Below are 22,211 nucleotides of genomic sequence, written 5' to 3'. Positions count from 1 at the left end.
CCGGCTCCTGCCGGACACCCCTGTGGCCCGCGGGCGGATCATCCCCCTTTCCTCGCACCCCCGCGGGTCCACTCCCCCCTTCCGCTCCCACGTCGACGGGCACCATGACCGACCGCATCACGCTCCGCTTCCTCGCCGCCCCGCAGGACGCCACCGCCGACGGCCGCAGCGCCCAGGCCGGCCGCGTCCTCGAGTGGATCGACAAGGCCGGCTACGCCTGCGCCGTGGGCTGGAGCGGCGGCTACTGCGTGACGGCGTACGTCGGCAACGTCCACTTCACCCGGCCCATCTCGGTCGGCAACCTGATCGAGGCGACCGCCCGCGTCATCCACACCGGGCGCACGAGCATGCACGTGCTGGTGCAGGTCGCGCAGGCGGATCCGCGGACCGGCCTCTACGAGGACGCCACGCACTGCCTCCTCGTGTTCGTGGCCGTCGACGACGAGAAGAGGCCGCGGTCGGTCCCGGAGTGGCGGCCCCGCTCGATCGAGGACCTGTCCCTCGCCGAGGGCGCCGCCGCGCGCATCGAGGGCCGCCGGAGGCTGCACGACGTGATGCGCGCCCAGGAGTACACCGAGGAGGGCACCGGTCCGCGGATCGTGTTCCGCTTCCTCGCGGCACCGGGAGACGTCAACTGGGGCGGCAACGCCCACGGCGGGATCGTGATGCGCTGGATCGACGAGGCGGCCGACGCGGTCGCGCAGCGCTGGACCGGCCGCGACTCTGTGGCCGTCTACTCCGGGGGGATCCACTTCTACCGTCCGGTGCGCATCGGGCATCTCGTCGAGGTGGAGGCGCGCCTCATCCACACGAGCGCCCGGAGCATGCACCTGGCGGTGCACGTGCGCTCCGGGGACCCGCGGACCGGCGAGCTGGAGCTGACCACGCAGTGCCGGAGCGTCTTCGTGGTGCGGGGCGCCGACGGGGCGGCCGAGCCGGTCCCGCCTCTCGAGCTGCGGACCGAGGAGGACCGGCATCTGGACGCCCATGCGCGCGAGCTGATCCTCCTGCGCGCGGCGCTGCCGCCGCTCCCGCTCGCGGGGACGGCCGGCGCTAGGGTCGGAGCGTGAAGCTGCCGATCCTCGTCCTCAACGGCCCGAACCTGAACCTGCTCGGCACCCGCGAGCCCGAGCTCTACGGCTCGGACACCCTCGCCGACGCCGAGGCGCTGGCGGCGGAGGCGGCCGAGCGGCACGGCTTCACGGTCGAGACCTTCCAGAGCAGCTCGGAGGGCGCGATCGTCGACCGGCTGCACGCGGCTCGCGGCTCCGTCTCGGGAGTGGTGCTCAACGCCGGGGCGTTCACGCACACGTCGATCGCGATCCGCGACGCCGTCCTCGCGACCGAGCTGCCGATGGTCGAGGTGCACGTGAGCAACGTGCACCGGCGCGAGCCGTTCCGGCAGCACTCCTACCTCTCGGACGTCGCGATCGCCGTGATCGTCGGCGCGGGCATCGCCGGCTACGGCTACGCGGTGGACGTGCTCGCGCGAGCGGCGGAGAAGCGATGAGCGGCCTCGGACGCTCCTTCGGCAGCGCGGTCGACGCCTACGACCGCGGGCGGCCCGGCTACCCCGACGACGCCGTCGACTGGATCGTGGGGCACGCCCCCGCGCGGGTGGCGGGCGCCTTCGTCCCGGAGCGGGCCCGCGCGGCGGGAGCCGACGCCTCCGATCGGCTGCGCGCCGTGGACCTCGGCGCGGGAACGGGCAAGTTCACCGCGTCGCTCGCGTCCCGCGGCCTCGCCGTGACCGCGGTCGAGCCCGACGCGGAGATGCTCGCGCGTCTCGCCTCGAATCTGCCGGGGGTCCGCCCCGAGGAGGGGACGGCCGAGGCGATCCCCGCCGCGGACGCCTCCGCGGAGCTCGTCACCGCCGCGCAGTCGTGGCACTGGGTCGACGCCGAGCGCGCGGGAGCCGAAGTCGCCCGCGTCCTGGTGCCGGAGGGCGTGCTCGCGCTGGTGTGGAACATCCGCGACGAGTCGGTCCCCTGGGTGCGCCGGCTCGGCGAGGTCGCCGGAGCCTCCACCGCCGAGCGCTTCGAGACGCTCCGGCCGCCGCTCGGCTCCGCTCTCGAGCGGGTGGCGTTCGCGGCCTTCGAGTGGTCCTTCGAGCTGGACCGAGCCGGGGTGCGGGACATGTTCGCGTCCCGCAGCTCCGTCATCGCGATGCCCGAGGAGGAGCGCGCCGCGGTCCTCGCGGCGGTCGACGCCGTGGTGGACGAGGAGTCGGGCGGGAGCGGGACCGTCGCGATGCCGTACTCGACGCGCGTGACGATCGCGCGCCGCTCCTCCTCCGCCTGACTCCGCGCCGCGCGCCGCGGACCGCCCCGCCCGCCGACTACCCTCGGAGGGCGCCGCACCGGCGTGAGCACCGAGAGCACGAGGAGAGACGCACGTGAGCATCATCGCCGCCGCAGACGGGTCCGCACTGGGCAACCCCGGCCCCGCCGGCTGGGCCTGGTACGTCGACGACGAGCGCTGGGCCGCGGGCGGCTGGTCGCACGGCACGAACAACATCGGCGAGCTCACCGCGGTGCTCGAGCTGCTGCGCGCGACCGCGCAGGAGGAGGAGCCGCTGCACATCCTCTGCGACAGCCAGTACGCCATCAAGGCCTGCACCGAGTGGCTGCCGGGCTGGAAGCGGAAGGGCTGGCGCAAGGCCGACGGCAAGCCGGTGATGAACGTCGAGATCATCAAGGCGCTCGACGAGGAGCTGCAGGGCCGAGCCGTCACCTTCGAGTGGGTGAAGGGGCACGCCAACCACCGGATGAACGAGGCCGCCGACGTCCGCGCCCGGAGCGCCGCGACCGCCTACCAGCGCCGGCAGCCCGTCGACGCCGGACCCGGATGGCCGACGGCCGCCGCCGTGCCTGCCGCGGCCGCTGCGCCCCCCGTCGAGGACTCCGCCACCCTCTTCTAGCCGCGTTCCCCCTGGGGCAGCCGCAGCAGCCCCGTCGCCACCAGCTCGCGCACCCGCGGCAGCACCGAGTCGGACACCGCCTCCTCCTCGACCTGGAGGAGCGAGGCGACCGCCGCCGCGATCGCCGCCACCGAGAGCTCGCCGTCGCAGGCGCCGACCACGGCGGCGAGCGCCGTGTCGACCTCCTCGACCCGGGCGAAGCCGCCGCCCTGGCGCAGCCGCAGCACCGTCGGATCGTCGTTGCCCGGCCAGTAGTGCCGCTCCTCCGTGACGTCTCCGGCGACGACCAGGGCGAGACCCGCCAGAGCGCGATCGTCGATCGACGCGAGGGCCTCGGCCGCGTCGAGGCAGGCGGCGAGGTGGCCGCCCAGGCCCGCGGTCGCCATCGGCGTGGTGATGCGCTCGAGGCGGCGGATCGGCGGGCGGGGCTGCTCGGGCAGGCGGAGCGTGACGTAGCCGAAGCCGACGCCGGTCACCCCGCGCCGCTCGAAGTCGGTCAGCCAGGCGTCGACCAGCGCGTCGAACGCGGGGCCGCGGGTCGTGCCGCCGTCCCGGATCCAGGTCTCGGCGTAGACCGCCGGATCCTGACGCTCGCGCTCCACGACCCAGACGTCCAGAGGAGAGGCGGTCCCGCCCATCCAGGCGTCGAGCCCCTCGGGCCCCGCCTCGAGCGCCTGCTCCAGTGGGCTGCGGGCGTCGGCGAGCCAGTCCGCGATCCGGTCGAAGGCGTCCGCGCCCTCCCGGTACTCCCAGTTCCCCAGGAGCTGCGCGACACCGCCGGGCACCAGGTGCTCGGCTGCTCCGAGGATGACGCGGCGCACGATCTCGTCGCCCTCCAGCCCGCCGTCGCGGTACTCGTAGGAGGGGACGCCCTCGGCTCGCGGCGTGATGACGAACGGCGGGTTCGTGACGATGTGGTCGAAGCGCTCCCCCGCGACCGGCTCGTAGAGGCTGCCGAGGCGGAACTCGATGTTCTCGATCCCGTTGAGCGCCGCGGTGAAGGAGGCGAGCGCGAGCGCGCGCTCGGAGATGTCGGTGGCGACCACCTGCTCGGCGTGGCGGGAGGCGTGCAGCGCCTGGATCCCGCAGCCGGTCCCCAGGTCGAGCACGCGGCCGACGGGTCGCTGGATCATCAGGCCGGTCAGCGTGAGGCTCGCGCCGCCGACGCCGAGCACGTGGTCCTCGTCGAGCGCGCGGCCGAGGGCGAGCTCCCCGAGGTCGGAGGCGATCCACCAGGAGGCCGCGCCGCGCTGGTCGACCACGTCGTAGGGGCGCAGGTCGAGGGCCGCGGTGACGACGGCTCCGGCCTCGACGCGCACCAGGCCGAGCTCCACCGCCCCCTCCAGCGCGAGAGCGCCGAACGCCTCGTCCGCGTCGTCGGCCGAGACGGGATCGGCCAGGAGGAACAGGCGGGCGAGGGTGGCCAGCGCGTCGTGGTCGCCGCTGCGCTCGAGGGCGCGGCGGGCGGGGACCCGGTCGCCGCGGTGCAGCGCCTCCGCCGCTTCGTCGCCCCAGAGCCCCCGCACGGCGTCCACGCCGTAGCGGGCGCGGATCAGGTCGTCGCGCAGGAGGGCGATACGGGCTCGGTCGAACGGGTCTGCGGAGAACACCGCTCCATCCTCCTGCACACGGGTCGGCCACCGGGGCCGCCGCGGCCGTACGATCGGAGGCATGCCGCTGACCGGAGAGTACGAACCCAGCACGTCCGAGTGGGCCCGCGAGCAGGCGGAGCTCTACGAGCGGACCGGCGGAGCCGAGGGGAACCTCCTCCGCGGCCGCCCCATCATCGTCCTGACCACCGTCGGCTCGAAGAGCGGGAAGCTCCGCAAGACCGCGCTGATGCGCGTCGAGCACGAGGGCGAGTACGTGGTCGTCGCGTCCAAGGGCGGCGCGCCCGAGCACCCCGTCTGGTACGGCAACATGCTCAAGGAGCCGCACGTCGAGCTGCAGGACGGGCCCGTGAAGAAGGACTACTCCGCGAGCGTGCTCGAGGGCGATCTGCGCGCGGCCTGGTGGGAGCGCGCGGTCGCCGCGTGGCCGGACTACGCCGAGTACCAGACGAAGACCGAGCGGCAGATCCCGCTCGTGCTGCTCACTCCCTGGTCCTGAGCGCGGCGGGCGGCTCGGCCCGTCGCTGAGGCGGCCGTCCTCCGGTCGCGGTCGCGCCGCACGGCAGGCGCCTCACGTGGGCGGCGAGCCCAGCGGATCCCGTCCGGCCTCAGACCCGGGCCGCGATGAGGTCGAGCACCTTCGGGCTCGAGAGCAGCGCGAAGTGGCCGACCACCGAGACCGCGATGTTCTCGTGCGCCCCGGCGAGGCGGCTCCCTCCGGGGATGTACTGGTCGCGCATCCCGTAGATCGACGTGATGCGCGCGTCGGCCTCGCGCTCAGCCAGCAGGGTTCGGATCAGCGGGCGGTGGGGTGCGAACTCCCGGAGCGCCCGCGCCGGGGCGATCCGTGCGAGCGACGAGCCGTTGAACGGGGTTGAGACGGCGATCATGCGCTCGATCCGCCCGTCCTCGCGGTCGTCGACGACCATCATGTGCTTGCCGATCAGGCCGCCCTTGCTGTGCGCGACGACGACGACTCCGCGCAGATCGTGCTCGCGCAGGTAGTCCTGGCCGAGTCCGGCCGACGCGACGATCGGCCGCGTGTTGTAGCCGAGCGCGGGCAGCACGTGGATCGGATGGCCCGCCGCGTGCAGCCTCTCGGCGATGGGCCGGAGGAACTGCCACGTCTCGTAGATCCCGGGGATGAGCAGCACCGGAGCGCCGTCGCCGGACGCGTACCGCGACACGTCCCAGCCCTCCCGCAGGTGCACGAAGCGCGAGCCGTAGGCGTAGCGGTAGTCGCGGAGGTACGCGCGCCGCAGCGAGGTCGAGCGGCGCGGGCGGGCGGAGTCACGCGCCGGCATGGGCCCGCTCCAGCTCCGCGATGTCGAGGCGGCTCATCGCGAGCATCGCCTGCAGCGCGCGCGCGGACGCCTCGGGGTCGGCGCCTCCGAGCAGACGCGGGAGGACCTCCGGCACGATCTGCCAGGACAGCCCCCAGCGGTCGCGGAGCCAGCCGCACCGGCTCTCCTCGCCGCCGTCCGCGATCAGGGCGTCCCACAGCCGGTCGAGCTCGGACTGGTCGCCGACGGTCACGACGATCGAGACGGCCTCGGTGAACGGGAACCGCGGCCCGGCGTTGATCGCCTGGAACCGCTGCCCGTCGAGCTCGAACGTCACCGACCGCACCTCGCCGGGCGACGGGGAGCCCTCCGGCAGCACCTGGCTTCCGGTGATCCGCGAGTTCGGCACCAGCTCCGTGTAGAAGCGCGCCGCCTCCCCCGCGCCGTCGTCGAACCAGAGGAAGGTGCTGACCGCGCCCATCGGAGTCTCCGTCCTGCGCGGGAGGGTCTCCGCGGCTCCCTCAGTGTGCCGCGGAGGCGCCCTCCCCGCGACGGATCACAGCGGGTTGACGCCGAACGCCGTGGCCAGCTTGTCGATCTTCTTGGCGCGGCCCAGCCGGGGCAGGTCGCTGCCGTCGCGGATGACGCGGCCGCGGGCCTCGAAGTCGTCGAGGAAGTCGCGGGCCCAGGCGACGTCCGACGGCGTCGGGCTGATGACCTCGTTGATCACGGCGAGCTGCTCGGTGTCGAGGCAGAGCTTCCCGGTGAGGCCGAGCGAGACCGTGAGCGCGGACTGCTCGCGCAGCACGGGGTGGCTGTTCGAGACGGTCGGTCCGTCGATCGGGCCGGGCAGGTCGCCGATGCGCGAGGCGACGACCAGGCGCGAGCGCGGGTAGGCCATCGCGAGGTCGTCGGCGCTGGTGCCCGTGTCGCGGCGGTAGTCGCCGCTGCCGAACGCGAGGCGGAAGGTGCCGCGGGCGCGGGCGATCGAGACCGCCTCCTCGATGCCGAGGGCGGACTCGACCAGGGCGAGCACCGGGGTGGAGCCGCCGAGGCGGTCGAAGGTCTCGGTGACGTGCTCAGCGGCCTCGGTCTTGGCGAGCATGACGCCGGCGAGGCCGGGCAGGCCCTTCAGCGCGTCGACGTCGTCGGACCAGAACGGGGTGGAGTGGTCGTTGATGCGGACCCAGGCGCGCTTCTCGCCGGTCAGCCACTCCGCGACGTCGGTCCGCGCGTCGGGCTTCGCCTTGGGGTCGACCGCGTCCTCGATGTCGAGGACGATCTGGTCGGCGCGGGACGCGTGCGCGGCGTCGAACGTCTCGGTGCGGGTGGCGTTCACCAGCAACCAGGAGCGCGCGATCTCGGGGGCGACGTCGCGCCCCTTCCGCTTCGCGATGGCGGTGGTGGTGGTCTCGGGCAACGTCACGTTCGGGTCCTCTCGGTGGCGCGGTCCTCGCTCCGCGGACGCCACCGCTCTGCGACGGCGCCGGGGACAAGGGTAGCGGCTCCCCGTAGGCGGGGCTCCGGGCACTCCGGCGTCTCTCCACTCCGGGGCTGCGACGCCCCGAGCGCTCCGGATCAGCGGCCCTCCGGGCGCTCCCACAGCGTCAGCACCGTCGTCGGCACCCGGATCCGCTCGCGCGCGACGAACCCCGCCTCAGCGAGCACCGTGTCCGCCTCGCCCTCCGGCAGCGCCTGCCAGACCCGGTCCTCCCCGGCGAGCGCGGCGAGCAGGTCCTCGCCCTCCAGGAGCACGTCGGAGTACGTCCCCGTCGTCCCGTACGGAGCGGCGATGGCGACATCGTCCACGCCCGCGAACGCCTCCGGGTAGGCGGCGAGCGCCAGGCGGGGCCGGAGCGAGACCGTCCCGGAGGAGCCGAGGAGGACGGCGTCGCCCGGACGGGCCCGCTCCTCGACGGCGGCCGCCAGACCGCGGAGGTCCTGCCCGGCCGGCTTCCCGGTGACCGTGCGCATCTGCACCAGGACCGGCAGTGCGGCCACCGCGATCAGGGCGAGGAGGGCGACGCCCGTCCGGGCCCTGAACGAGTCGAGCGCGAGGCCGAGGAGGACCGCGAGGGCGGGCGTGCTCGACGCGAGGTAGCGGGGGGTGAACATCGGCTCGACGAGGAGGGTCCCGAGCACCAGCACCGAGGTCGGCAGCACGGTCCAGAGGACGAGGGCCGGCAGGAGCGGCCCGCGCAGGCCGCCCCGCACCGCGGCGACCGCGAGGAGCGCGACGGCGATCCCGGCCAGCCACCACGCGGATCCGAAGAACGGCTCGACCAGGACGGTGAACGCGGTCACGGGCTGCGAGCGGAGCCAGCCGACCTGGCCGCTCTGCCCTGCGGCGAGGAGCAGCACCGGCACGGCGCCCAGTGCCGAGAGGGCGCTCGCCGGGAGAGCCCGCACGGCACCCCGGGGCGCCGCGGCCGCGGCGAGCGCGACGAGAGCCGGCAGCACCAGCACGGAGTAGAGGAACACGGCGTCCGCCAGACCTGCGACGGCCGCGAACGCCATCCAGCGCAGGGCGCCCCCGGAGCGGGCCGCCCGCACGACGAGGACCGCCGCTCCCACCACGAGCGCGGTGGCCAGAGCGGAGGATCGCGCCTCGGTCCCCGAGAACGAGGACCGCGGGAGCAGCACGAGCACCGCGGCGGCGAGGAGTGCCGCCCGGGGCCGGTCGAACGATCGCAGCAGGACGACGACGCCCGCCGCCGCCGCTCCCGTGGCGAGAGCGGACGGCGCCCGCACCGCGAGCTCCGACTCCCCGGCGATCGCGATCCAGCCGTGCATCAGCAGGCCGTAGACCAGGTGCACCGCGTCCTTCTCCTGCACGAAGGCGAGGAGCTCCCCCACCGGGAGCCGCGCCAGGCGGAGGGTCGCGGCCTCGTCGTTCCAGTAGGAGGGGATCCAGGAGCCGACGAGGGTCAGCGCGGTGGCGAGGGCGAGGACCGCGCTCGCGGGCAGGGTCCGGAGCGCGCGCATCCCGCCAGCGTAGAGGCCGGGCTCAGCGCGCCGAGCGCTCGGCGAGACCCTTCGCGTACGCGGCCTGGCCGACGTGCTGCGTGTCGTCGTCGATCACCGAGACCAGCCGCACCCCGAGGGTCACCGGCGGATCCCACTGCTCGTCGACGACGCGCTCGAGGTCCTCGTCGCCGAGCGTGTCGAGGAGGGCGAGCGTCTGCCGGTGCACGGCGTCGGCGTACTCCGCGAGCAGCGCGGCCGGCACCGCGGCGAGCGCCGCCACCTCGGCCGGCTCCTGCCCGTAGCCGGTCTCGTCGGGCCCGAAGGGCAGGCCGGACCGGCCGTGGAAGCCGTCGGCCGTCCACACCTGCTCGTGGCCGGCGAGCGGGGCGAGGTGGTCGTCCTGCACCCGGACGAGATGCCAGACGAGCCAGGCGGGCGAGTTCGAGCGGGCGTCCGCGCGGAACGCGAGCTGATCGGGGGTGCTGTCGTCCAGGACGGCGTGCACGTTCTCGTGCACCCGGCCGAAGGCGTCGCGGAGGAGGTCGATGGCTGCGGTCATGCCGCCAGCCTGCCGCTCCCGCGCCCGGTGCGGCACCCCCTCCGCGCGCCTCGGAGGAAGTGCGGAGGCGGGTGCCCGATACTCGGCCCGTGACCTCCGGATCCTCGAACCTGGCGACGAAGCCGTGGCTGACCTCCTACGCGGAGGGCGTGCCCGCCGAGATCGACCCTCCCACCCAGACCCTCGTCGACCTGCTCGAGGACTCGGTCGCGCGGTACCGCCGCGGCACCGCGCTCGAGTTCTTCGGCGCCGAGACCAGCTACGCCGAGCTCGGCGAGCAGGTCGCGCGCGCGGCGGAGGGCCTGCGGCGCCTGGGCGTGCGCGCCGGCGACCGCGTCGCGCTGGTGCTCCCGAACTGCCCGGAGCACGTGGTGGCGTTCTACGCCGCTCTCCGCCTCGGAGCGATCGTGGTCGAGCACAACCCGCTCTACACGCCGCGCGAGCTGCGGCGGCAGTTCGAGGACCACGGCGCCCGGTTCGCGGTCGTCTGGGACAAGATCGCCGACGTCGTCGCGACCATGCCCGCCGACCTGGGCATCGAGCGCGTCGTCTCCGTCGACCTCACCCGCTCCTTCCCGCTCGGCAAGCGCCTGGCGCTGCGGCTCCCCCTGCCGTCGGTGCGCCGGTCACGCGAGAAGCTCACCGCGACCCCCCGCAGCCGCTCCCTGGTGCCCTTCGCGTCGCTGCTGAAGAACCGCCGCATCGCGCGCTCGCACCCCCGCCCGGTCCTCGGCGACACGGCCCTGCTGCAGTACACGAGCGGCACCACCGGCACGCCCAAGGGCGCGATCCTCTCGCACGCGAACCTCCGTGCGAACGCCCTGCAGGGCCGCGCCTGGGTGCCGGGCCTGCGCGAGGGCGACGAGACGTTCTACGCGGTGCTCCCCCTGTTCCACGCCTACGGTCTGACGCTGTGCCTGACCTTCGCGATCAGCATCGGCGCGAAGGTCGTGCTGTTCCCGACCTTCGACGTCGGCCTCGTGAAGGCGGCCGCGAAGTCGTCGCCGCCCACCTTCCTCCCCGCGGTGCCGCCCGTGTACGACGCGCTGGCCCGCGCCTCCGAGCGCCACGAGCTCGACCTGCGCGGCATCCGCTTCGCGATCTCGGGAGCGATGAGCCTGCCGGTCGCGACGGTCGACCGCTGGGAGCGCGCGAGCCGGGGACTCCTGGTCGAGGGCTACGGCATGACCGAGAGCTCGCCGGTCGCCCTCGGGAACCCGGTCGGCCCGACCCGCCGGCCCGGCACCGTGGGCGTGCCGTTCCCCAGCACGACGATCCGCCTCGTCGACCCCGCCGATCCGTCGGTCGACCGCGGCCCGGGCGAGTCCGGCGAGCTCCTGCTCCGGGGGCCGCAGGTGTTCCAGGGGTACTGGAAGCGGCCGGAGGAGACGGCCGAGGCCCTCCTCCCCGGCGGCTGGCTGCGCACGGGCGACATCGCGACCGTCTCGGCCGACGGCTTCGTGACGATCGTCGACCGGGCCAAGGAGCTCATCATCACCGGCGGCTTCAACGTCTCCCCCTCCGAGGTCGAGGGAGTGCTGGAGTCGCACCCGGACGTGACGCGCGCGGCCGTCGTCGGGCTCCCCCGCGAGGACGGCGGCGAGAGCGTCGCGGCGGCCGTGGTCCTGCGGGCCGGGACGGCCGTGGATCCGGAGGCGCTGCGCGACTTCTGCCGGCTGCACCTGACGCCCTACAAGGTGCCCAAGCGGATCGTCCCGGTGGACGAGCTGCCGACCTCGCTGATCGGCAAGGTGCTGCGCCGCCAGGTGCGCGAGAGTCTGCTGGACTGAGGCGACCGGAGCGGGCGGTGGCCCGCGAGGAGGAGGACGACATGGCGAGGATCGTGCAGTACGAGCGGATCGGCGGGCCCGAGGTGCTCGAGACCGTCCAGGCGCCGGAGCCCGAGGCGGGGCCCGGCACCGTGGTGGTCGCCGTCCGCGCGGCCGGCGTGAACCCGATCGAGTGGAAGGTGCGCTCCGGCCTGCGCCCGAGCCCGCCGTTCGACGGTCCGCGGAGGCTCGGGTCGGACGGCTCCGGCGTGGTCTCCGCCGTCGGTCCGGGCGTGACCGGTTGGAGCGTCGGAGACCGGGTGATCGTCAGCGGCGCCACCGGCACCTACGCGACCGCCGTCGCGGTCTCCCCCGACTCCCTCGATCCGCTCCCCGACGGACTCGGCTTCGAGGAGGCGGCCGCGCTCGGCATCCCGGTCTCCACCGCCTACCAGGCGGTGGTCTCGCTCGGCGTCGCGGAGGGATCGACGTTCGTGGTCCACGCGGGCGCCGGCGCGGTAGGACGGGCGGCGATCCAGTTCGCCGTCGACCGCGGAGCCCGGGTGATCGCCACGGCGAGCCCGGCGAACCACGAGGCGCTGCGCGCGCTCGGAGCGGTGCCGGTCGCCTACGGGCCCGGGCTGCTCGAGCGGCTGCGCGCCGCAGCGCCCGAGGGCGTCGACCGCGTGCTCGACGCGGCCGGGACGGACGAGGCGCTCGCCGCCTCGCTCGCGCTGGTGGCGGATCCGCAGCACGTCGGAACGGTGGTCGCCGGCCCTCGTGCGGCAGAGCTGGGCATCCGGGCCTGGAGCGGCGGCAGTCCCGTGCCGCTGACCGAAAAGGAGCAGCGCCTCCGCCGCGAGGGCGTGCCGCTCGCCGCCCGGCTGGCGAGCGAGGGGCGCTTCGCGGTCGCGACCGGTCCGCGCCTCCCGCTCGAGCAGGCCGCCGAGGCGCATCGGCTCAGCGAGGACGGCCACGTCCGCGGGAAGATCCTGCTCGTTCCCTGACCCGGGCCGGCATCCGGCATCCGTCTCCCCACCGCTTCCCCCGCTCTCACCGTCGAGAAGGAGTCCCCGTGTCCACTGACGACACCACCCCCGTGATCCTGGGGGGCGCCCGCACCCCGTTCGCCCGCTTCTCCGGAGCCTTCGCGCCGCTCTCGGGCGTCGAGCTCGGCGCCGCTGCCATCCGAGGGGCTCTCGAGCGCTCGGGCGCCTCCGCGGCCGACGTCGACGCGGTCGTGCTCGGCCAGGTGATCCAGGCCGGAGCCGGTCAGGGCCCCGCCCGGCAGGCCGCGGTCCTCGCGGGCCTGGACTGGGACGTCCCGGCGGTCACGATCAACAAGCTCTGCCTGTCGGGTCTCACCGCGGTGATCGACGCGGCGCGGATGATCCGGCTCGGCGAGGCGCAGGTGGTCGTCGCCGGAGGGCAGGAGTCGATGACCAACGCGCCGCACCTCCTGCTCGGATCCCGCTCGGGCCTGGGTGTCGGTCCGCGTCCGCTCGAGGACGCACTCCTCCACGACGGCCTGCTCGATCCGTTCGACCGCCGCCTGATGGGGAGGGTGACCGACGACGGCAACGCCGCACGGGGCATCCGCCGCGAGCGCCAGGACGCCTTCGCCGCGCTCTCGCACCAGCGGGCCGCCGCAGCACGGTCCACCGGCGTGCTCGCCGAGGAGATCGTGCCGGTCGCGGTTCCGCAGCGGCGCGGACCGGACCTCGTCGTGTCCGCCGACGACGGGATCCGGGAGGACAGCACGGTCGAGACGCTCGCCCGGCTGGCCCCCGCGTTCTCGCCCGAGGGCACGATCACGGCGGGCAGCTCGTCCCCGATCACGGACGGCGCCGCCGCGCTGGTCGTCGTGTCCCGCGGCTGGGCCCGCGAGCGCGGACTGCCCTGGCTCGCGACCGTCGCCGAGCACGGGCAGGTCGCCGGACCGGACAACTCCCTGCATTCACAGCCGTCGGCGGCGATCCTCCGGGCGCTCGGCCGCCGCGGTGCAGCGGTGTCCGACCTGGACCTGATCGAGATCAACGAGGCGTTCGCCTCCGTCGTCCTCCAGTCGGCGGACGATCTCGGCGTCGAGCCCGAGGCGGTCAACCCCGACGGCGGGGCGATCGCGCTCGGCCACCCGGTGGGCGCCTCCGGAGCACGGCTGGCCCTGCACCTGGCGCTGGCCCTCCGTCGCCGGGGCGGCGGGCTCGGCGTCGCCGCGCTCTGCGGCGGAGGCGGCCAGGGCGAGGCGCTGATCCTCGAGGGCTGACCGGCGGTCCGCCCCCAGGAGCGCGTCGGCGCCTCCGGCTACGCTCGCGGGATGAGCATCCTGAGCGCCGACGGCCTCGCCTTCGTCACCGAGCGCCACCTGGCCACCCTCTCCACCCCCGGCCGCCAGGGCCGCCTGCACGTGGTCGCCGTGGGCTTCACCTACGAGGACGGTGTCGTCCGCGTCATCACCTCCCGCGAGAGCCAGAAGGTGCTCAACGTCCGGCGGGGCGGCACCGCGACGGTCGGGCAGGTCGACGGCATCCGGTGGCTGAGCCTGGGCGGTCCGGCGACGATCGAGGAGGAGCCGGACGCCGTGCAGCACGCCGTCGAGCTCTACTCCCAGCGCTACCGCACCCCGCGCCCGAACCCCCTCCGCGTCGCGATCCGCATCGACGTCGACTTCGCCCTCGCCTCCTCCGGCCTGCGCGCGGAGTAGCCGGGTGGCCCGCGGCGACGCGCTGGGCGGGGGCGGCGCCGTCTCCTCCCTCCGCACCTACCGCTACGTCCGCCTCTCCCTGGTGGCGGCCGTGGTGCTCCTCACGGCCGGCCTCGTCCACCAGCTCGTCGTCGGAGGCCCGCTGCGCTCGATCAGCGCCTCGTACTACACCCCGGTCCGCTCCCTCTTCACCGGGGCGCTCTTCGCGGTCGGCGTCGCGCTGGTCGTCCTCGCCGGGAGGAGCGTGCGGCGCTTCCTCCTGCTGCTGGCGGGCATGACGTCGCCGGTCATCGCGATCGTGCCGGTGCCCCTCGCCTCGGAGGAGCTGCAGCGCCTCCAGGGAGCGGTGTGCCCGGCGGGAGGGGCGTCGTGCCTTCCCGCGACGGCCGCGGGTGAGGTCGCCGCCTCCCTGCCCGCCTACCTGGTCACGGCCGCGGCCGTCCTCGTCGCCTCCGTGATCCTGCTCGCCCTCGACCGGGTCCTCGACCGCTGGGCGCTCGTCCGCACCGCGATCGCCGCCGCCCTCCTGATCGCTCTGGCGGCCTGGAGCACGCTCCCGTCGTTCCTGCGGCTCGGCCACTACGCCGCCGCCGGCGTCTTCTTCCTCCTCATCGCCGTCACCGCGGGTCTGCACGCCGTCGCGGTGCGCGAGGAGGGAGCGAGCGGGCCGGGGACGCCGCGCTTCTACTCCCGCTGCTACGCCGTTCTCGCGGTGCTGATCGCCGCGGTCGATGCGGCGCTGGTGCTCCTGCTTCTCACGGGGCGGGGAGCGGAGCTGCTCGGCGAGCAGTGGCTCCTGCTCGGCGAGGCCGTCGCGCTCGCCCTCTTCGGGATCTTCTGGGTGCTGCAGACCGTCGAGAACTGGGATCGTCCCGACGTGCTGCTCGTCGCGCGGGGCTGAGGGGGCCGGTGGCGGCCCCCTCAGCCGCTCAGCGCTTGAGGGTGATCGACGCGCTCCGCCCGAGGTTTCCCGCGGCGTCGGAGGCGTGCGCGACGATCGCGTACCGCCCGGCCGGGTAGGAGGAGGCCGAGACAGTCAGGCGCCACGTGCCGTCCGACGCCCTCGTCGCGTCGCCCAGCCGCGTGGCTCCGCTCCAGAAGCTCAGCTTCGTCGTGCCGACGTCGTCCTTGGCGGTGGCGACCAGGGTGACAGAGCCGCGCACCGTCGATCCGCTCGTCGGCGCGGTGATGACGGTCTTCGGAGCCGTCGTGTCGCGCGACGGCGCGGGCGAGCCCGTGGGTGCCGGAGCAGGAGCCGCGGTGGGCGCCGACGTGGGAGTCGGGGTCGGGGTCGGAGCCGGTTCGTCGCCGAGGCCCCAGGCCGTCCACAGCTCCTCCGCGATCATCGCCTGGCCGGCGACGTTCGGGTGGAAGTAGTCGACGTCCGTCGAGAGCTGGTCGAGCGAGATCGGAGCCGCCGTGAGGGCGCCGCCGTCCCAGACGCAGTCGTTCGCGGCGGATGCGCAGGCCGATTCGAGTGCCTCGTTGAAGTCGGCCTCCCGGTCCTCCGCCGCCGCGAGCGAGGCGGTGTAGGCCGAGCCGGTCAGCAGGGCTCCGGTCGTGGCGTCGACTCCGCGCTGGGTCCGGCAGACCCCGCCCCAGGCCCAGATCGCGGCGCCCGGCGTCGGCTTCACGGCCTCCCACTCCGACTCGATGTCCGGGACCGAGCCGACGAGCACCGTCGCCTCCGGCCACTCCTCGCCGATCGAGCGCAGGATCCGGGTCGCCGACGCGGCGAAGGAGGCCGCGGGCGTCATCGCGTAGCCGTCGCGGGAGTCGGGCGAGAGGCTCAGCGAGCAGAGGTCGTTGCCGCCGATCAGCAGCGTGACCACGTCCGGCTCCTCCCCGGCCGCGACCGCGGCGTCGATCCGCGACTCGACTCCGCTGATGACCGCGCCCGACTTCGCGTAGTTCACCGCGCGGACCGCCGTCCGCGGATCCGCCGCCGCCATCCGGCTCGCGATCGAGTCGACCGCGGGCGCCGATCCCGTCGCCCAGGAGTTCTCGACGCAGTCGCGGTTCACCCCGCAGGTCGTCGCCGCGCGCGTGATCGAGTCGCCGAGCGCGAGCAGCGTCTGCGTCCCGGACGCCTGCGCCGGCGGTGCCGCCAGGAGCGCCGCCAGGAGCGCGATCGCCCCCGCGCCGACCCCTGCCGCTCTCCGCCGTGCCCTGTGTGCTGTGGTCCCCATGTCGTCCCGTCCCCTGGTCGTCCATCGTTCGAGTGCCTCGCGTGCTGCGAGAGCACGAGGGGCGAGCGTACGTCGCCGCGGATCCCCCGACGGACCGGAGGAGGGCGGCTCCCGTCCGGCGCGGCCCGGATGGGGGACACGGAGGACGCACGGAGGCGGGCGGCCCACAGCTTCAGGCGCCCGATCGTCAGGACCTGCACGACCGGCCCGCGCGCTCTCCCGCCCGGAGAGCACGTGGACCGACGGCTCCTCCTCGATACTCTGAGGCGATGATCGGCCGTCGCCGTGGAGGGAAGAGGGATCAGCATGGACTACTCGAACGAGGACGATCTCAAGCAGAGGATCGGTATCGACTCCTGGAGGAATCTGTCGAAAGAGAAGTTCATCGCGTTCGCATCCGAGCTGCCGAACATGAGCGAGGAGCTCGCCCTGAAGGTCGTCGAGCAGTTCCCGGATTTCAAGAATCTCGTCCTCGACTCGTTCAGTGAAGTGCGAGATCAGGCGAGTTCAGCCGTTCGAGCCAACTGGAAGAGTCAGAAGAAGGTTCACAGGGCCTTCGCCGAGTACCGCGCCGTCCTGAACCGCGAACTGGATCGTGACACCCTGAGCGCGGCGGACCGCTACTCGGTCCTTCGGCTGTTCAAAGAAGCGATCGATGACGAAGCGCTGAAGGATTCGGAGCACAAGGCGTTCGTGCTCCGTGCACTGGGCATCGTCGCGATGGTCGCAGTCGCCGGAGTCTCGACGGGAGTCGCCGTCCTCGGCGGTCGAGCCAGGATCGGCGGAGACGCCTAGTACCGAGTGCCGATCGAACGGACCACTCCTCCGCCGACGAGCGCGTCGAGGCCGCGAGGCGGTCGACCCGCCGAACAGGCGAGGTTCCCGATCCGGCCGCCGGCACAAAGCAAAAGGCCCGCTCTCTCGAGCGGGCCTTCTGTGGTGGTGGATCCGAGGGGATTCGAACCCCTGACCTCTTCATTGCGAACGAAGCGCGCTACCAACTGCGCCACGGACCCGTGCCTTCCGAGCCGTCACCGGCCCGAACAACTCGTCCACACTAGCACGGACGAGCAGGCGCCTCGCACTCGGGTCAGGCCCCGCGGCGGCGCTGCAGCGCCTGGTCGAGGTCGATCGCGTCGACGCCGTCTACGACGCCCATCGCGGCGAAGCGGGAGGAGGGACGCGGCGCCTCGGGAGCGGGAGCGGGAGCGGGAGCGGCGGCACGCGGGACGCGCAGCGGCGCCACCTCGGGAGCGGTCGCGGCGGCGCGCTGGGCGAGCTCCGCCTCCGCCGCGGCGGTGCGCAGGCGCTCCACGGCGTCGATCGACGCCATCGCGGAGGCGGCCACCGTGCCCCGGGAGAGGTAGAGCGGCTTGGGGAGCGGCTGCGGCGTCCAGCTCGCACGGTCCTCGGCGAGCTCCTCGGAGGCGTCGTCCGCCGCCTCCTCGGCGAGCTCGGCCTCGAAGACCTCGGCGCGCCGGCGCTCGGTCGCGGCGGCCGTCGTCGCTGTCGCGGCCGGAGCGGCGGCGCGGCGGCGACCCGGAGCCAGCAGGATCAGCGTGCCGAGCCCCGCGACGGCGAGGAGCAGGCCGACGAGCGGCACCGCACCCGTGCCGCCGAAGGGCAGCATCATGAGCCCGACCAGCGCGGCGACCGCCCCGACCAGCACGGCCAGCGCGGCGCCCTGGCGCCAGCGCAGGACCGAGGGCCCTGACCGCGTGCTCCGCCGTGCGCTCGCGGTCGCCCGTCGCAGCGCGTCGCGCGCCGCCTTCTCCGCCTGTGCCAGCTCCATCGCCTGTGCCTTCTCTTCGGCTCGTCGTCGTGTCTCGGTCACCCGGAGCCGGCGCTGCTGCAGCGCCACCTCGCGGGCCGTCGCCTCCGCACGCACGTGCTCGGGCACTTCCGCGGTCTCGGCGAGGATCCGCAGCGTCTGCTGCAGCCTCACCGCGTTGCGCTCGGTCGCGTTGTACGACCGCCTGCGCATCCATGTGGGGATCAGGTAGGCGACCCACAGAACGGCGGCGAGCGCCCAGACGACGCCCCCGCCCAGCCAGTCGCTACTCATGCGGACAACGCTAGGAGCACCGGGCACTCCCGTCCGTCATTACGGGTAGGTGTGTCCGTGCGGATCGCGGATCAGCCGGGGCCCCGTCGGAGGGACACCGGCGCCGTCGGAGGGTCCGGAGAGACCCGAGCGGCGCGAGGCGCGGAGATCCGCGTCGGTCGGCACGCCGACCTCCGACGGGACCTGCCCGTCGAGGTAGCGGCGGAGCACGCCGCGGGGCACCTCCTCCGCCACGAGGGCGAAGCAGAAGTGGTCCCGCCAGTCGCCGTTGATGTGGATGAAGCGCCGCCGCAGGCCCTCGTAGCGGAAACCGAGCTTCTCGACCACGCGCAGGCTCGGCCGGTTCTCCGGGCGGATGCAGATCTCGATCCGGTGCAGGCCCAGGTCGAGGAAGGCGTGGTCGGCCGCGAGGGCCACGGCGATCGGAGTGATCCCCCGCCCGGCATAGCGCTCGGACACCCAGTAGCCGATCGACCCGGAGGAGAGCGAGCCGTACCCGATGTTCGAGATGTTGAGCTGCCCGGCGAGCTCGCCGTCCCAGTCGATGAGGAACGGCACTCCCCCGCCGGCCCGCGCGTTCTGCTGCAGCGAGCGGATGCTGGCGCGCACGTCGAACGCGGCGCCTCCCCGGGGGTCGGACGCCTCCCACTGGCGCAGCCACGACCGGTTCGCGATCAGCTCCCGCTCGAGAGGGCGGGCGTCGCGCACGCGGATGGGGCGGACGGTGACACGACCCTCGGTGAGCGTCGGGATCGGGAGCGGCATGATGCGACCCTACTGCTCCACCGCACTGCGGGAGGGGGACTGGACTCCGCGGCGTTCTGTGCTCTCGGGGAACGGAGGAACGGACGGGATCCCCCGCCTCAGCAGGGGGTCCCGTCCGTTCCGGAGGCGCGCTCGCCGGGGGTCAGAGGCCGGCGACGAAGTCCTTCAGCCAGGGCTTGAGATCCTTGCCGAGGTCGTCGCGGTCGGAGGCGAGCTGCACGATGGCCTTGATGTAGTCGAGCTTGTCGCCGGTGTCGTAGCGGCGGCCGCGGAACACGACGCCGTAGACGCCGCCGAACTCGGCCGGGTCCTGGGCCATGCGCTCCAGCGCGTCGGTCAGCTGGATCTCGCCGCCCTTGCCCGGAGCGGTGTGCTCGAGCACGCCGAACACGTCGGGCTTCAGCACGTAGCGGCCGATGATCGCGAGGTTCGAGGGGGCGTCCTCCTTGGAGGGCTTCTCGACCAGCCCGGTGATCCGCACCACGTCGTCCTCGTCGGTCGCCTCGACCGCCGCGCAGCCGTAGAGGTGGATCTGGTCGGGGTCGACCTCGAGCAGCGCGACCACCGTGGTGTCGCGCTGCTCGGCGACGTCGATCATGCGGGAGAGCAGCGGGTCGCGGGCGTCGATCAGGTCGTCGCCGAGGAGCACGGCGAAGGGCTCGTCGCCGACGTGGCGCTGCGCGCGGGAGACCGCGTGGCCGAGGCCCTTCGGCTCGCCCTGACGGACGAAGTGCACGTCGGCGAGGTCGCTGGCGTACTTGACGTGCTCGAGCTTCTTGTCGTCCTTCTTCTGGGACAGGTTCTGCTCGAGCTCGGGCACCGAGTCGAAGTGGTTGGCGAGCGCGTTCTTGTTGCGCCCGATGATCACGAGCACGTCCTGGAGGCCGGCGTCCGCAGCCTCCTCGACCACGTACTGGATCGCCGGCTTGTCGACGACCGGCAGCATCTCCTTGGGGATGGCCTTCGTCGCCGGCAGGAAGCGGGTGCCGAGACCTGCGGCGGGGATGACTGCTTTGCGGATTCGAGTGCCCATGGGGCGCCATCCTAGCGGCGGGGGAAGTCGCGGGAGTTTCGCGCCAGGACCGGCGACGGAAGGCGCCGGACCCCGTTCCGGGGCGGTCCGGGACGAGCGTCCCTCAGGGTCGTCCGCGCGGAGGCCGGCGCGGGGCCCGGTTCTAGACTGAGCGCATGCCAGCCGACATCACGCACGAGAAGCGGGCGCTGCGCGCCGAGCTGCGCGAGCGCCGCCGCACGCAGACCTCGACCGCTCGCGACCAGACCGCGGAGCAGATCACCGCCCACCTGATCGAGCTCGCCACCCGCGTGGGGGCCCGCTCCCTCGCGTGCTACCTCTCCGCTCCGGACGAGCCGAGCACCCGGCCGTTCCTGGGCTGGGCCGAGAGCCACGGCATCCGCGTCCTCTTCCCCGTCTCGCGCCAGGACGGCCTGCTCGACTGGGCGGTCGGCGACGGCCACACCGAGACCCAGGGCCTGTTCGGCATGCCCGAGCCCGTCGGGCAGCTGCTCGGCCCCATCGCGATCAACGACGTCGACCTCATCGTCGTCCCGGCCGCCACCGTCGACCGGCAGGGGATGCGGATGGGCTGGGGGCGCGGCTACTTCGACAAGACCCTCGGCTCGATGGAGAAGTGCCCGCCGGTCTACGCCGTCGTCTTCGACAGCGAGCTCGTCGACCGGGTGCCCAGCGAGGTCCACGACCAGGCCGTCGACGGAGTCGTCACTCCCTCCGGCATCGTCGACCTGCGCCACTGACCCCGTCCTCCTTCTCCCCCACCCGCCTCCGAGGAGCTTCCTGTGCCCACCTACTCCTACCGCTGCACGCAGTGCGGCAACGCCTTCGACATCCAGCAGAAGTTCACCGACGACACGCTCACCGAGTGCCCGAGCTGCCAGGGGGCGCTGCGCAAGGTGTTCAGCGCGGTCGGCGTGACCTTCAACGGCTCGGGCTTCTACCGCACCGACTCCCGCTCCGGCGGGAAGTCGAGCGAGGGCGGCTCCTCCTCCTCGGGTTCCGGCTCGTCCGGCTCGGGCGCATCCGGCTCCGGCTCATCCGACTCGTCGTCGGGCTCCTCGGGATCGGGCGGCTCCTCCTCCGGATCCTCGGGTTCATCGGGCTCGGGCGGCTCCTCGTCCGGCTCGGGGTCCTCGGGCTCCGGATCGTCCTCCTCCTCGTCGTCCTCGGGCTCCTCCGGGTCCTCCTCCTCGGGTTCCTCCTCAGGGAGCTGACCCGCCACCCACCGCTCACGGCAGAAACGGAACGATCATGATCAACGGCTTCAAGGAGTTCATCCTCCGCGGCAACGTCATCGACCTGGCTGTCGCCGTGGTCATCGGCGCCGCCTTCACGACCATCGTCAACGCGATCGTGACGGGGATCTTCAACCCGCTCATCGGCGTGATCTTCGACGCCTCCTCCCTCGAGACCCTGGTCTGGACCATCCGACCGGGAGAGAACGGCGAGGACCCGACCGTCATCGCCTACGGCTCGGTCGTCTCGGCCCTGATCCAGTTCGTGATCGTCGCCTTCGTCCTCTACTTCGCGTTCGTCCTGCCGATCAACCACCTCAAGAACGCCGCGTTCGCCAAGAAGGCCGCCGACGCCCCCGCCGCGGAGGACAAGGCCCCCACCGAGCTCGAGCTCCTCGCCGACATCCGCGACCTGCTCGCCAACAACGGCACCGCAACCACCGCGAACTCCGGCAAGCACGTCGACTGAGTCGCTCTGTCGTCTTCCGCCGGAGGCGGGAGAGGACCTCGGTCGGCTTCCCGATGGGGGAACGCGTCGCAGAGCGTTGTGCGAACGGTGCGTCCGAAACGCCGGCACGCGTTTCGGACGACACAGGCAACTTCGGGAGGTCGCCGAACGGGACCTTCGGCGTCTCCGACGGGGGCTGATCGGCCCTGTCTCCGCGCGCTCCTCGATACCGGCGGGCACCGGGCGGGAAGCGGTCGGTCAACGGGCACCGGAAAGATGCGGTCGTCAGCGGGCGCCGGACAGAAGCGGTCGGCCATCGTCGACGGGCCCGATGTGAGCGGTCGGCAGGCGTCGGCGTGACGTGGTCGCTCGTCGAGCGGGGGCGCGCCGGGGGGAGGTCAGAGGTCGCCGACGGGACATGTCTCGACTCGCGGATCACCGACCGGTCCGGCTGACGTCAGTAGTGCGGGGGGACGTCCTGGCGCAGGCGCGCGTCGTTCGGGCCGGTGTCGGGGCGCGCGGGCGGCGCGGAGGGGTCGGCGATCGGAGCGTCGTGCGGGGACGGATCGGTGCCCGGCTTCGCGGGGAGCGTCGCCCGCCGACCGCCGCGGGTGCGCCGCAACGGGCGGTCGGCACCCGCGGGGGCGTCGGGATCCGGCGCCAC

The 22,211-nt window shown here is 73.7% G+C and carries 25 protein-coding genes and 1 tRNA gene; 14 read left to right on the top strand and 12 right to left on the bottom strand.

The genetic code is table 11. The features are described 5' to 3' along the window. Nucleotides 1-104 precede the first annotated feature (104 nt). The 4 genes from C5C25_RS00955 to C5C25_RS00940 all read left to right on the top strand — a co-directional run bounded on the left by C5C25_RS00955 (nt 105) and on the right by C5C25_RS00940 (nt 2,920). The gene (locus C5C25_RS00955) at nt 105-1,070 is read left to right on the top strand and encodes an acyl-CoA thioesterase (RefSeq protein WP_104249470.1); all 966 of its coding nucleotides are present in this window, start codon (nt 105-107) and stop codon (nt 1,068-1,070) included. Further along, nucleotides 1,067-1,510, top strand: a complete 444-nt coding sequence (aroQ, locus tag C5C25_RS00950; RefSeq protein WP_104223201.1) for a type II 3-dehydroquinate dehydratase — start codon at nt 1,067-1,069, stop codon at nt 1,508-1,510. The genes C5C25_RS00955 and aroQ overlap by 4 nt, the downstream gene beginning before the upstream one ends. Then, nucleotides 1,507-2,301: a class I SAM-dependent methyltransferase gene (locus tag C5C25_RS00945; RefSeq protein ID WP_104249469.1), complete on the top strand. Its 795-nt coding sequence runs from the start codon at nt 1,507-1,509 to the stop codon at nt 2,299-2,301. Before aroQ ends, C5C25_RS00945 begins: the two co-directional genes overlap by 4 nt. Before the next feature lie 94 nt (nt 2,302-2,395). Beyond that, nucleotides 2,396-2,920, top strand: coding sequence for a ribonuclease H (locus tag C5C25_RS00940; protein ID WP_104232847.1), 525 nt, complete (start codon nt 2,396-2,398; stop codon nt 2,918-2,920). Here the strand turns inward: C5C25_RS00940 and C5C25_RS00935 are convergent. Next, on the bottom strand, nt 2,917-4,530 hold the full coding sequence (locus C5C25_RS00935; protein ID WP_258069308.1) for a methyltransferase: 1,614 nt from the start codon (nt 4,528-4,530) through the stop codon (nt 2,917-2,919). The genes C5C25_RS00940 and C5C25_RS00935 overlap by 4 nt on opposite strands. 61 nt (nt 4,531-4,591) lie before the next feature. On the opposite strand from C5C25_RS00935, the gene C5C25_RS00930 reads away from it, so the two are divergent. Further along, nucleotides 4,592-5,029 carry a nitroreductase family deazaflavin-dependent oxidoreductase gene (locus tag C5C25_RS00930; protein ID WP_104249467.1) on the top strand — a complete coding sequence of 146 codons (438 nt, stop codon included), beginning with the start codon at nt 4,592-4,594 and terminating at the stop codon, nt 5,027-5,029. A 109-nt stretch (nt 5,030-5,138) separates the two neighbouring features. Here the strand turns inward: C5C25_RS00930 and C5C25_RS00925 are convergent, their stop codons facing one another. The 5 genes from C5C25_RS00925 to C5C25_RS00905 form a co-directional block, all read right to left on the bottom strand. Beyond that, nucleotides 5,139-5,834 carry a triacylglycerol lipase gene (locus tag C5C25_RS00925; RefSeq protein WP_104249466.1) on the bottom strand — a complete coding sequence of 232 codons (696 nt, stop codon included), beginning with the start codon at nt 5,832-5,834 and terminating at the stop codon, nt 5,139-5,141. Further along, nucleotides 5,821-6,294: a VOC family protein gene (locus tag C5C25_RS00920; protein ID WP_104249465.1), complete on the bottom strand. Its 474-nt coding sequence runs from the start codon at nt 6,292-6,294 to the stop codon at nt 5,821-5,823. The genes C5C25_RS00925 and C5C25_RS00920 overlap by 14 nt, the downstream gene beginning before the upstream one ends. Nucleotides 6,295-6,369: 75 nt before the next feature. Further along, complete coding sequence (locus C5C25_RS00915; RefSeq protein ID WP_208543400.1) at nt 6,370-7,233, bottom strand: CoA ester lyase; 864 nt, start codon at nt 7,231-7,233, stop codon at nt 6,370-6,372. Between the two features lie 158 nt (nt 7,234-7,391). Beyond that, nucleotides 7,392-8,798, bottom strand: coding sequence for a glycosyltransferase family 39 protein (locus C5C25_RS00910; protein WP_104249464.1), 1,407 nt, complete (start codon nt 8,796-8,798; stop codon nt 7,392-7,394). Between the two features lie 22 nt (nt 8,799-8,820). Beyond that, nucleotides 8,821-9,339 (bottom strand): DinB family protein, encoded by a 519-nt coding sequence (locus C5C25_RS00905; protein ID WP_104249463.1) that lies wholly within the window; start codon nt 9,337-9,339, stop codon nt 8,821-8,823. An 89-nt stretch (nt 9,340-9,428) separates the two neighbouring features. Here C5C25_RS00905 and C5C25_RS00900 point away from each other — a divergent pair, with 89 nt between their 5' ends. From C5C25_RS00900 to C5C25_RS00880, 5 genes are all read left to right on the top strand, one after another. Next, the gene (locus tag C5C25_RS00900) at nt 9,429-11,129 is read left to right on the top strand and encodes a long-chain-fatty-acid--CoA ligase (protein ID WP_104246706.1); all 1,701 of its coding nucleotides are present in this window, start codon (nt 9,429-9,431) and stop codon (nt 11,127-11,129) included. A gap of 41 nt (nt 11,130-11,170) precedes the next feature. Beyond that, complete coding sequence (locus C5C25_RS00895) at nt 11,171-12,115, top strand: NADP-dependent oxidoreductase (RefSeq protein ID WP_104249644.1); 945 nt, start codon at nt 11,171-11,173, stop codon at nt 12,113-12,115. A gap of 68 nt (nt 12,116-12,183) precedes the next feature. Next, the gene (locus C5C25_RS00890) at nt 12,184-13,374 is read left to right on the top strand and encodes an acetyl-CoA C-acyltransferase (RefSeq protein ID WP_104249462.1); all 1,191 of its coding nucleotides are present in this window, start codon (nt 12,184-12,186) and stop codon (nt 13,372-13,374) included. A 51-nt stretch (nt 13,375-13,425) separates the two neighbouring features. After that, the gene (locus C5C25_RS00885) at nt 13,426-13,812 is read left to right on the top strand and encodes a pyridoxamine 5'-phosphate oxidase family protein (RefSeq protein WP_104223212.1); all 387 of its coding nucleotides are present in this window, start codon (nt 13,426-13,428) and stop codon (nt 13,810-13,812) included. A gap of 4 nt (nt 13,813-13,816) precedes the next feature. Then, nucleotides 13,817-14,713, top strand: a complete 897-nt coding sequence (locus tag C5C25_RS00880) for a hypothetical protein (RefSeq protein ID WP_104249461.1) — start codon at nt 13,817-13,819, stop codon at nt 14,711-14,713. A gap of 28 nt (nt 14,714-14,741) precedes the next feature. Here the strand turns inward: C5C25_RS00880 and C5C25_RS00875 are convergent, their stop codons facing one another. Next, entirely contained in the window at nt 14,742-16,001 is a 1,260-nt protein-coding gene (locus C5C25_RS00875) for a GDSL-type esterase/lipase family protein (protein WP_104249460.1), read from the bottom strand. Nucleotides 16,002-16,307: 306 nt separating this feature from the next. Here C5C25_RS00875 and C5C25_RS00870 point away from each other — a divergent pair, with 306 nt between their 5' ends. Further along, a complete protein-coding gene (locus C5C25_RS00870; RefSeq protein WP_104226443.1) occupies nt 16,308-16,796 on the top strand; it encodes a hypothetical protein in 489 nt (162 codons plus the stop codon). Nucleotides 16,797-16,941: 145 nt separating this feature from the next. Here C5C25_RS00870 and C5C25_RS00865 read toward each other — a convergent pair. From C5C25_RS00865 to galU, 4 genes are all read right to left on the bottom strand, one after another. Beyond that, nucleotides 16,942-17,017 (bottom strand) — tRNA-Ala (locus C5C25_RS00865). 74 nt (nt 17,018-17,091) lie between these two features. Then, nucleotides 17,092-18,066, bottom strand: coding sequence for a hypothetical protein (locus C5C25_RS00860; protein ID WP_104249459.1), 975 nt, complete (start codon nt 18,064-18,066; stop codon nt 17,092-17,094). Between the two features lie 39 nt (nt 18,067-18,105). Continuing rightward, nucleotides 18,106-18,831, bottom strand: a complete 726-nt coding sequence (locus tag C5C25_RS00855; RefSeq protein ID WP_104223217.1) for a GNAT family N-acetyltransferase — start codon at nt 18,829-18,831, stop codon at nt 18,106-18,108. A gap of 142 nt (nt 18,832-18,973) precedes the next feature. After that, complete coding sequence (gene galU, locus C5C25_RS00850; RefSeq protein ID WP_104223218.1) at nt 18,974-19,864, bottom strand: UTP--glucose-1-phosphate uridylyltransferase GalU; 891 nt, start codon at nt 19,862-19,864, stop codon at nt 18,974-18,976. 155 nt (nt 19,865-20,019) lie between these two features. Between galU and C5C25_RS00845 the strand changes: the two genes are divergently transcribed. Genes C5C25_RS00845 through mscL form a run of 3 tightly spaced genes read left to right on the top strand, consistent with a single transcriptional unit; the run spans nt 20,020 to nt 21,568 of the window. Beyond that, nucleotides 20,020-20,604, top strand: a complete 585-nt coding sequence (locus C5C25_RS00845; RefSeq protein WP_104249458.1) for a 5-formyltetrahydrofolate cyclo-ligase — start codon at nt 20,020-20,022, stop codon at nt 20,602-20,604. 42 nt (nt 20,605-20,646) lie between these two features. Next, on the top strand, nt 20,647-21,078 hold the full coding sequence (locus C5C25_RS00840; protein ID WP_104249457.1) for an FmdB family zinc ribbon protein: 432 nt from the start codon (nt 20,647-20,649) through the stop codon (nt 21,076-21,078). 37 nt (nt 21,079-21,115) lie between these two features. Next, entirely contained in the window at nt 21,116-21,568 is a 453-nt protein-coding gene (gene mscL, locus C5C25_RS00835) for a large conductance mechanosensitive channel protein MscL (RefSeq protein WP_181072883.1), read from the top strand. Nucleotides 21,569-22,004: 436 nt separating this feature from the next. Here mscL and C5C25_RS00830 read toward each other — a convergent pair whose 3' ends face one another. Further along, nucleotides 22,005-22,211, bottom strand: a complete 207-nt coding sequence (locus tag C5C25_RS00830) for a hypothetical protein (RefSeq protein WP_104223221.1) — start codon at nt 22,209-22,211, stop codon at nt 22,005-22,007.

Origin of the sequence: Rathayibacter sp. AY2B9 (assembly GCF_002931595.1) — a bacterium.
Lineage (GTDB): Bacteria > Actinomycetota > Actinomycetes > Actinomycetales > Microbacteriaceae > Rathayibacter.
This window is presented reverse-complemented; position numbering and strand designations above follow the sequence as displayed.

Excerpts from the sequence above, each read along its gene's own strand:
- C5C25_RS00920 (WP_104249465.1), bottom strand. The coding sequence starts at position 6,294 with ATGGGCGCGGTCAGCACCTTCCTCTGGTTCGACGACGGCGCGGGGGAG.
- mscL (WP_181072883.1), top strand. The coding sequence starts at position 21,116 with ATGATCAACGGCTTCAAGGAGTTCATCCTCCGCGGCAACGTCATCGAC.
- C5C25_RS00855 (WP_104223217.1), bottom strand. The coding sequence starts at position 18,831 with ATGCCGCTCCCGATCCCGACGCTCACCGAGGGTCGTGTCACCGTCCGC.
- C5C25_RS00910 (WP_104249464.1), bottom strand. The coding sequence starts at position 8,798 with ATGCGCGCGCTCCGGACCCTGCCCGCGAGCGCGGTCCTCGCCCTCGCC.
- C5C25_RS00905 (WP_104249463.1), bottom strand. The coding sequence starts at position 9,339 with ATGACCGCAGCCATCGACCTCCTCCGCGACGCCTTCGGCCGGGTGCAC.
- C5C25_RS00885 (WP_104223212.1), top strand. The coding sequence starts at position 13,426 with ATGAGCATCCTGAGCGCCGACGGCCTCGCCTTCGTCACCGAGCGCCAC.
- C5C25_RS00895 (WP_104249644.1), top strand. The coding sequence starts at position 11,171 with ATGGCGAGGATCGTGCAGTACGAGCGGATCGGCGGGCCCGAGGTGCTC.
- C5C25_RS00875 (WP_104249460.1), bottom strand. The coding sequence starts at position 16,001 with ATGGGGACCACAGCACACAGGGCACGGCGGAGAGCGGCAGGGGTCGGC.
- C5C25_RS00860 (WP_104249459.1), bottom strand. The coding sequence starts at position 18,066 with ATGAGTAGCGACTGGCTGGGCGGGGGCGTCGTCTGGGCGCTCGCCGCC.
- C5C25_RS00870 (WP_104226443.1), top strand. The coding sequence starts at position 16,308 with ATGGACTACTCGAACGAGGACGATCTCAAGCAGAGGATCGGTATCGAC.
- galU (WP_104223218.1), bottom strand. The coding sequence starts at position 19,864 with ATGGGCACTCGAATCCGCAAAGCAGTCATCCCCGCCGCAGGTCTCGGC.
- C5C25_RS00945 (WP_104249469.1), top strand. The coding sequence starts at position 1,507 with ATGAGCGGCCTCGGACGCTCCTTCGGCAGCGCGGTCGACGCCTACGAC.
- C5C25_RS00925 (WP_104249466.1), bottom strand. The coding sequence starts at position 5,834 with ATGCCGGCGCGTGACTCCGCCCGCCCGCGCCGCTCGACCTCGCTGCGG.
- C5C25_RS00930 (WP_104249467.1), top strand. The coding sequence starts at position 4,592 with ATGCCGCTGACCGGAGAGTACGAACCCAGCACGTCCGAGTGGGCCCGC.
- C5C25_RS00955 (WP_104249470.1), top strand. The coding sequence starts at position 105 with ATGACCGACCGCATCACGCTCCGCTTCCTCGCCGCCCCGCAGGACGCC.
- C5C25_RS00845 (WP_104249458.1), top strand. The coding sequence starts at position 20,020 with ATGCCAGCCGACATCACGCACGAGAAGCGGGCGCTGCGCGCCGAGCTG.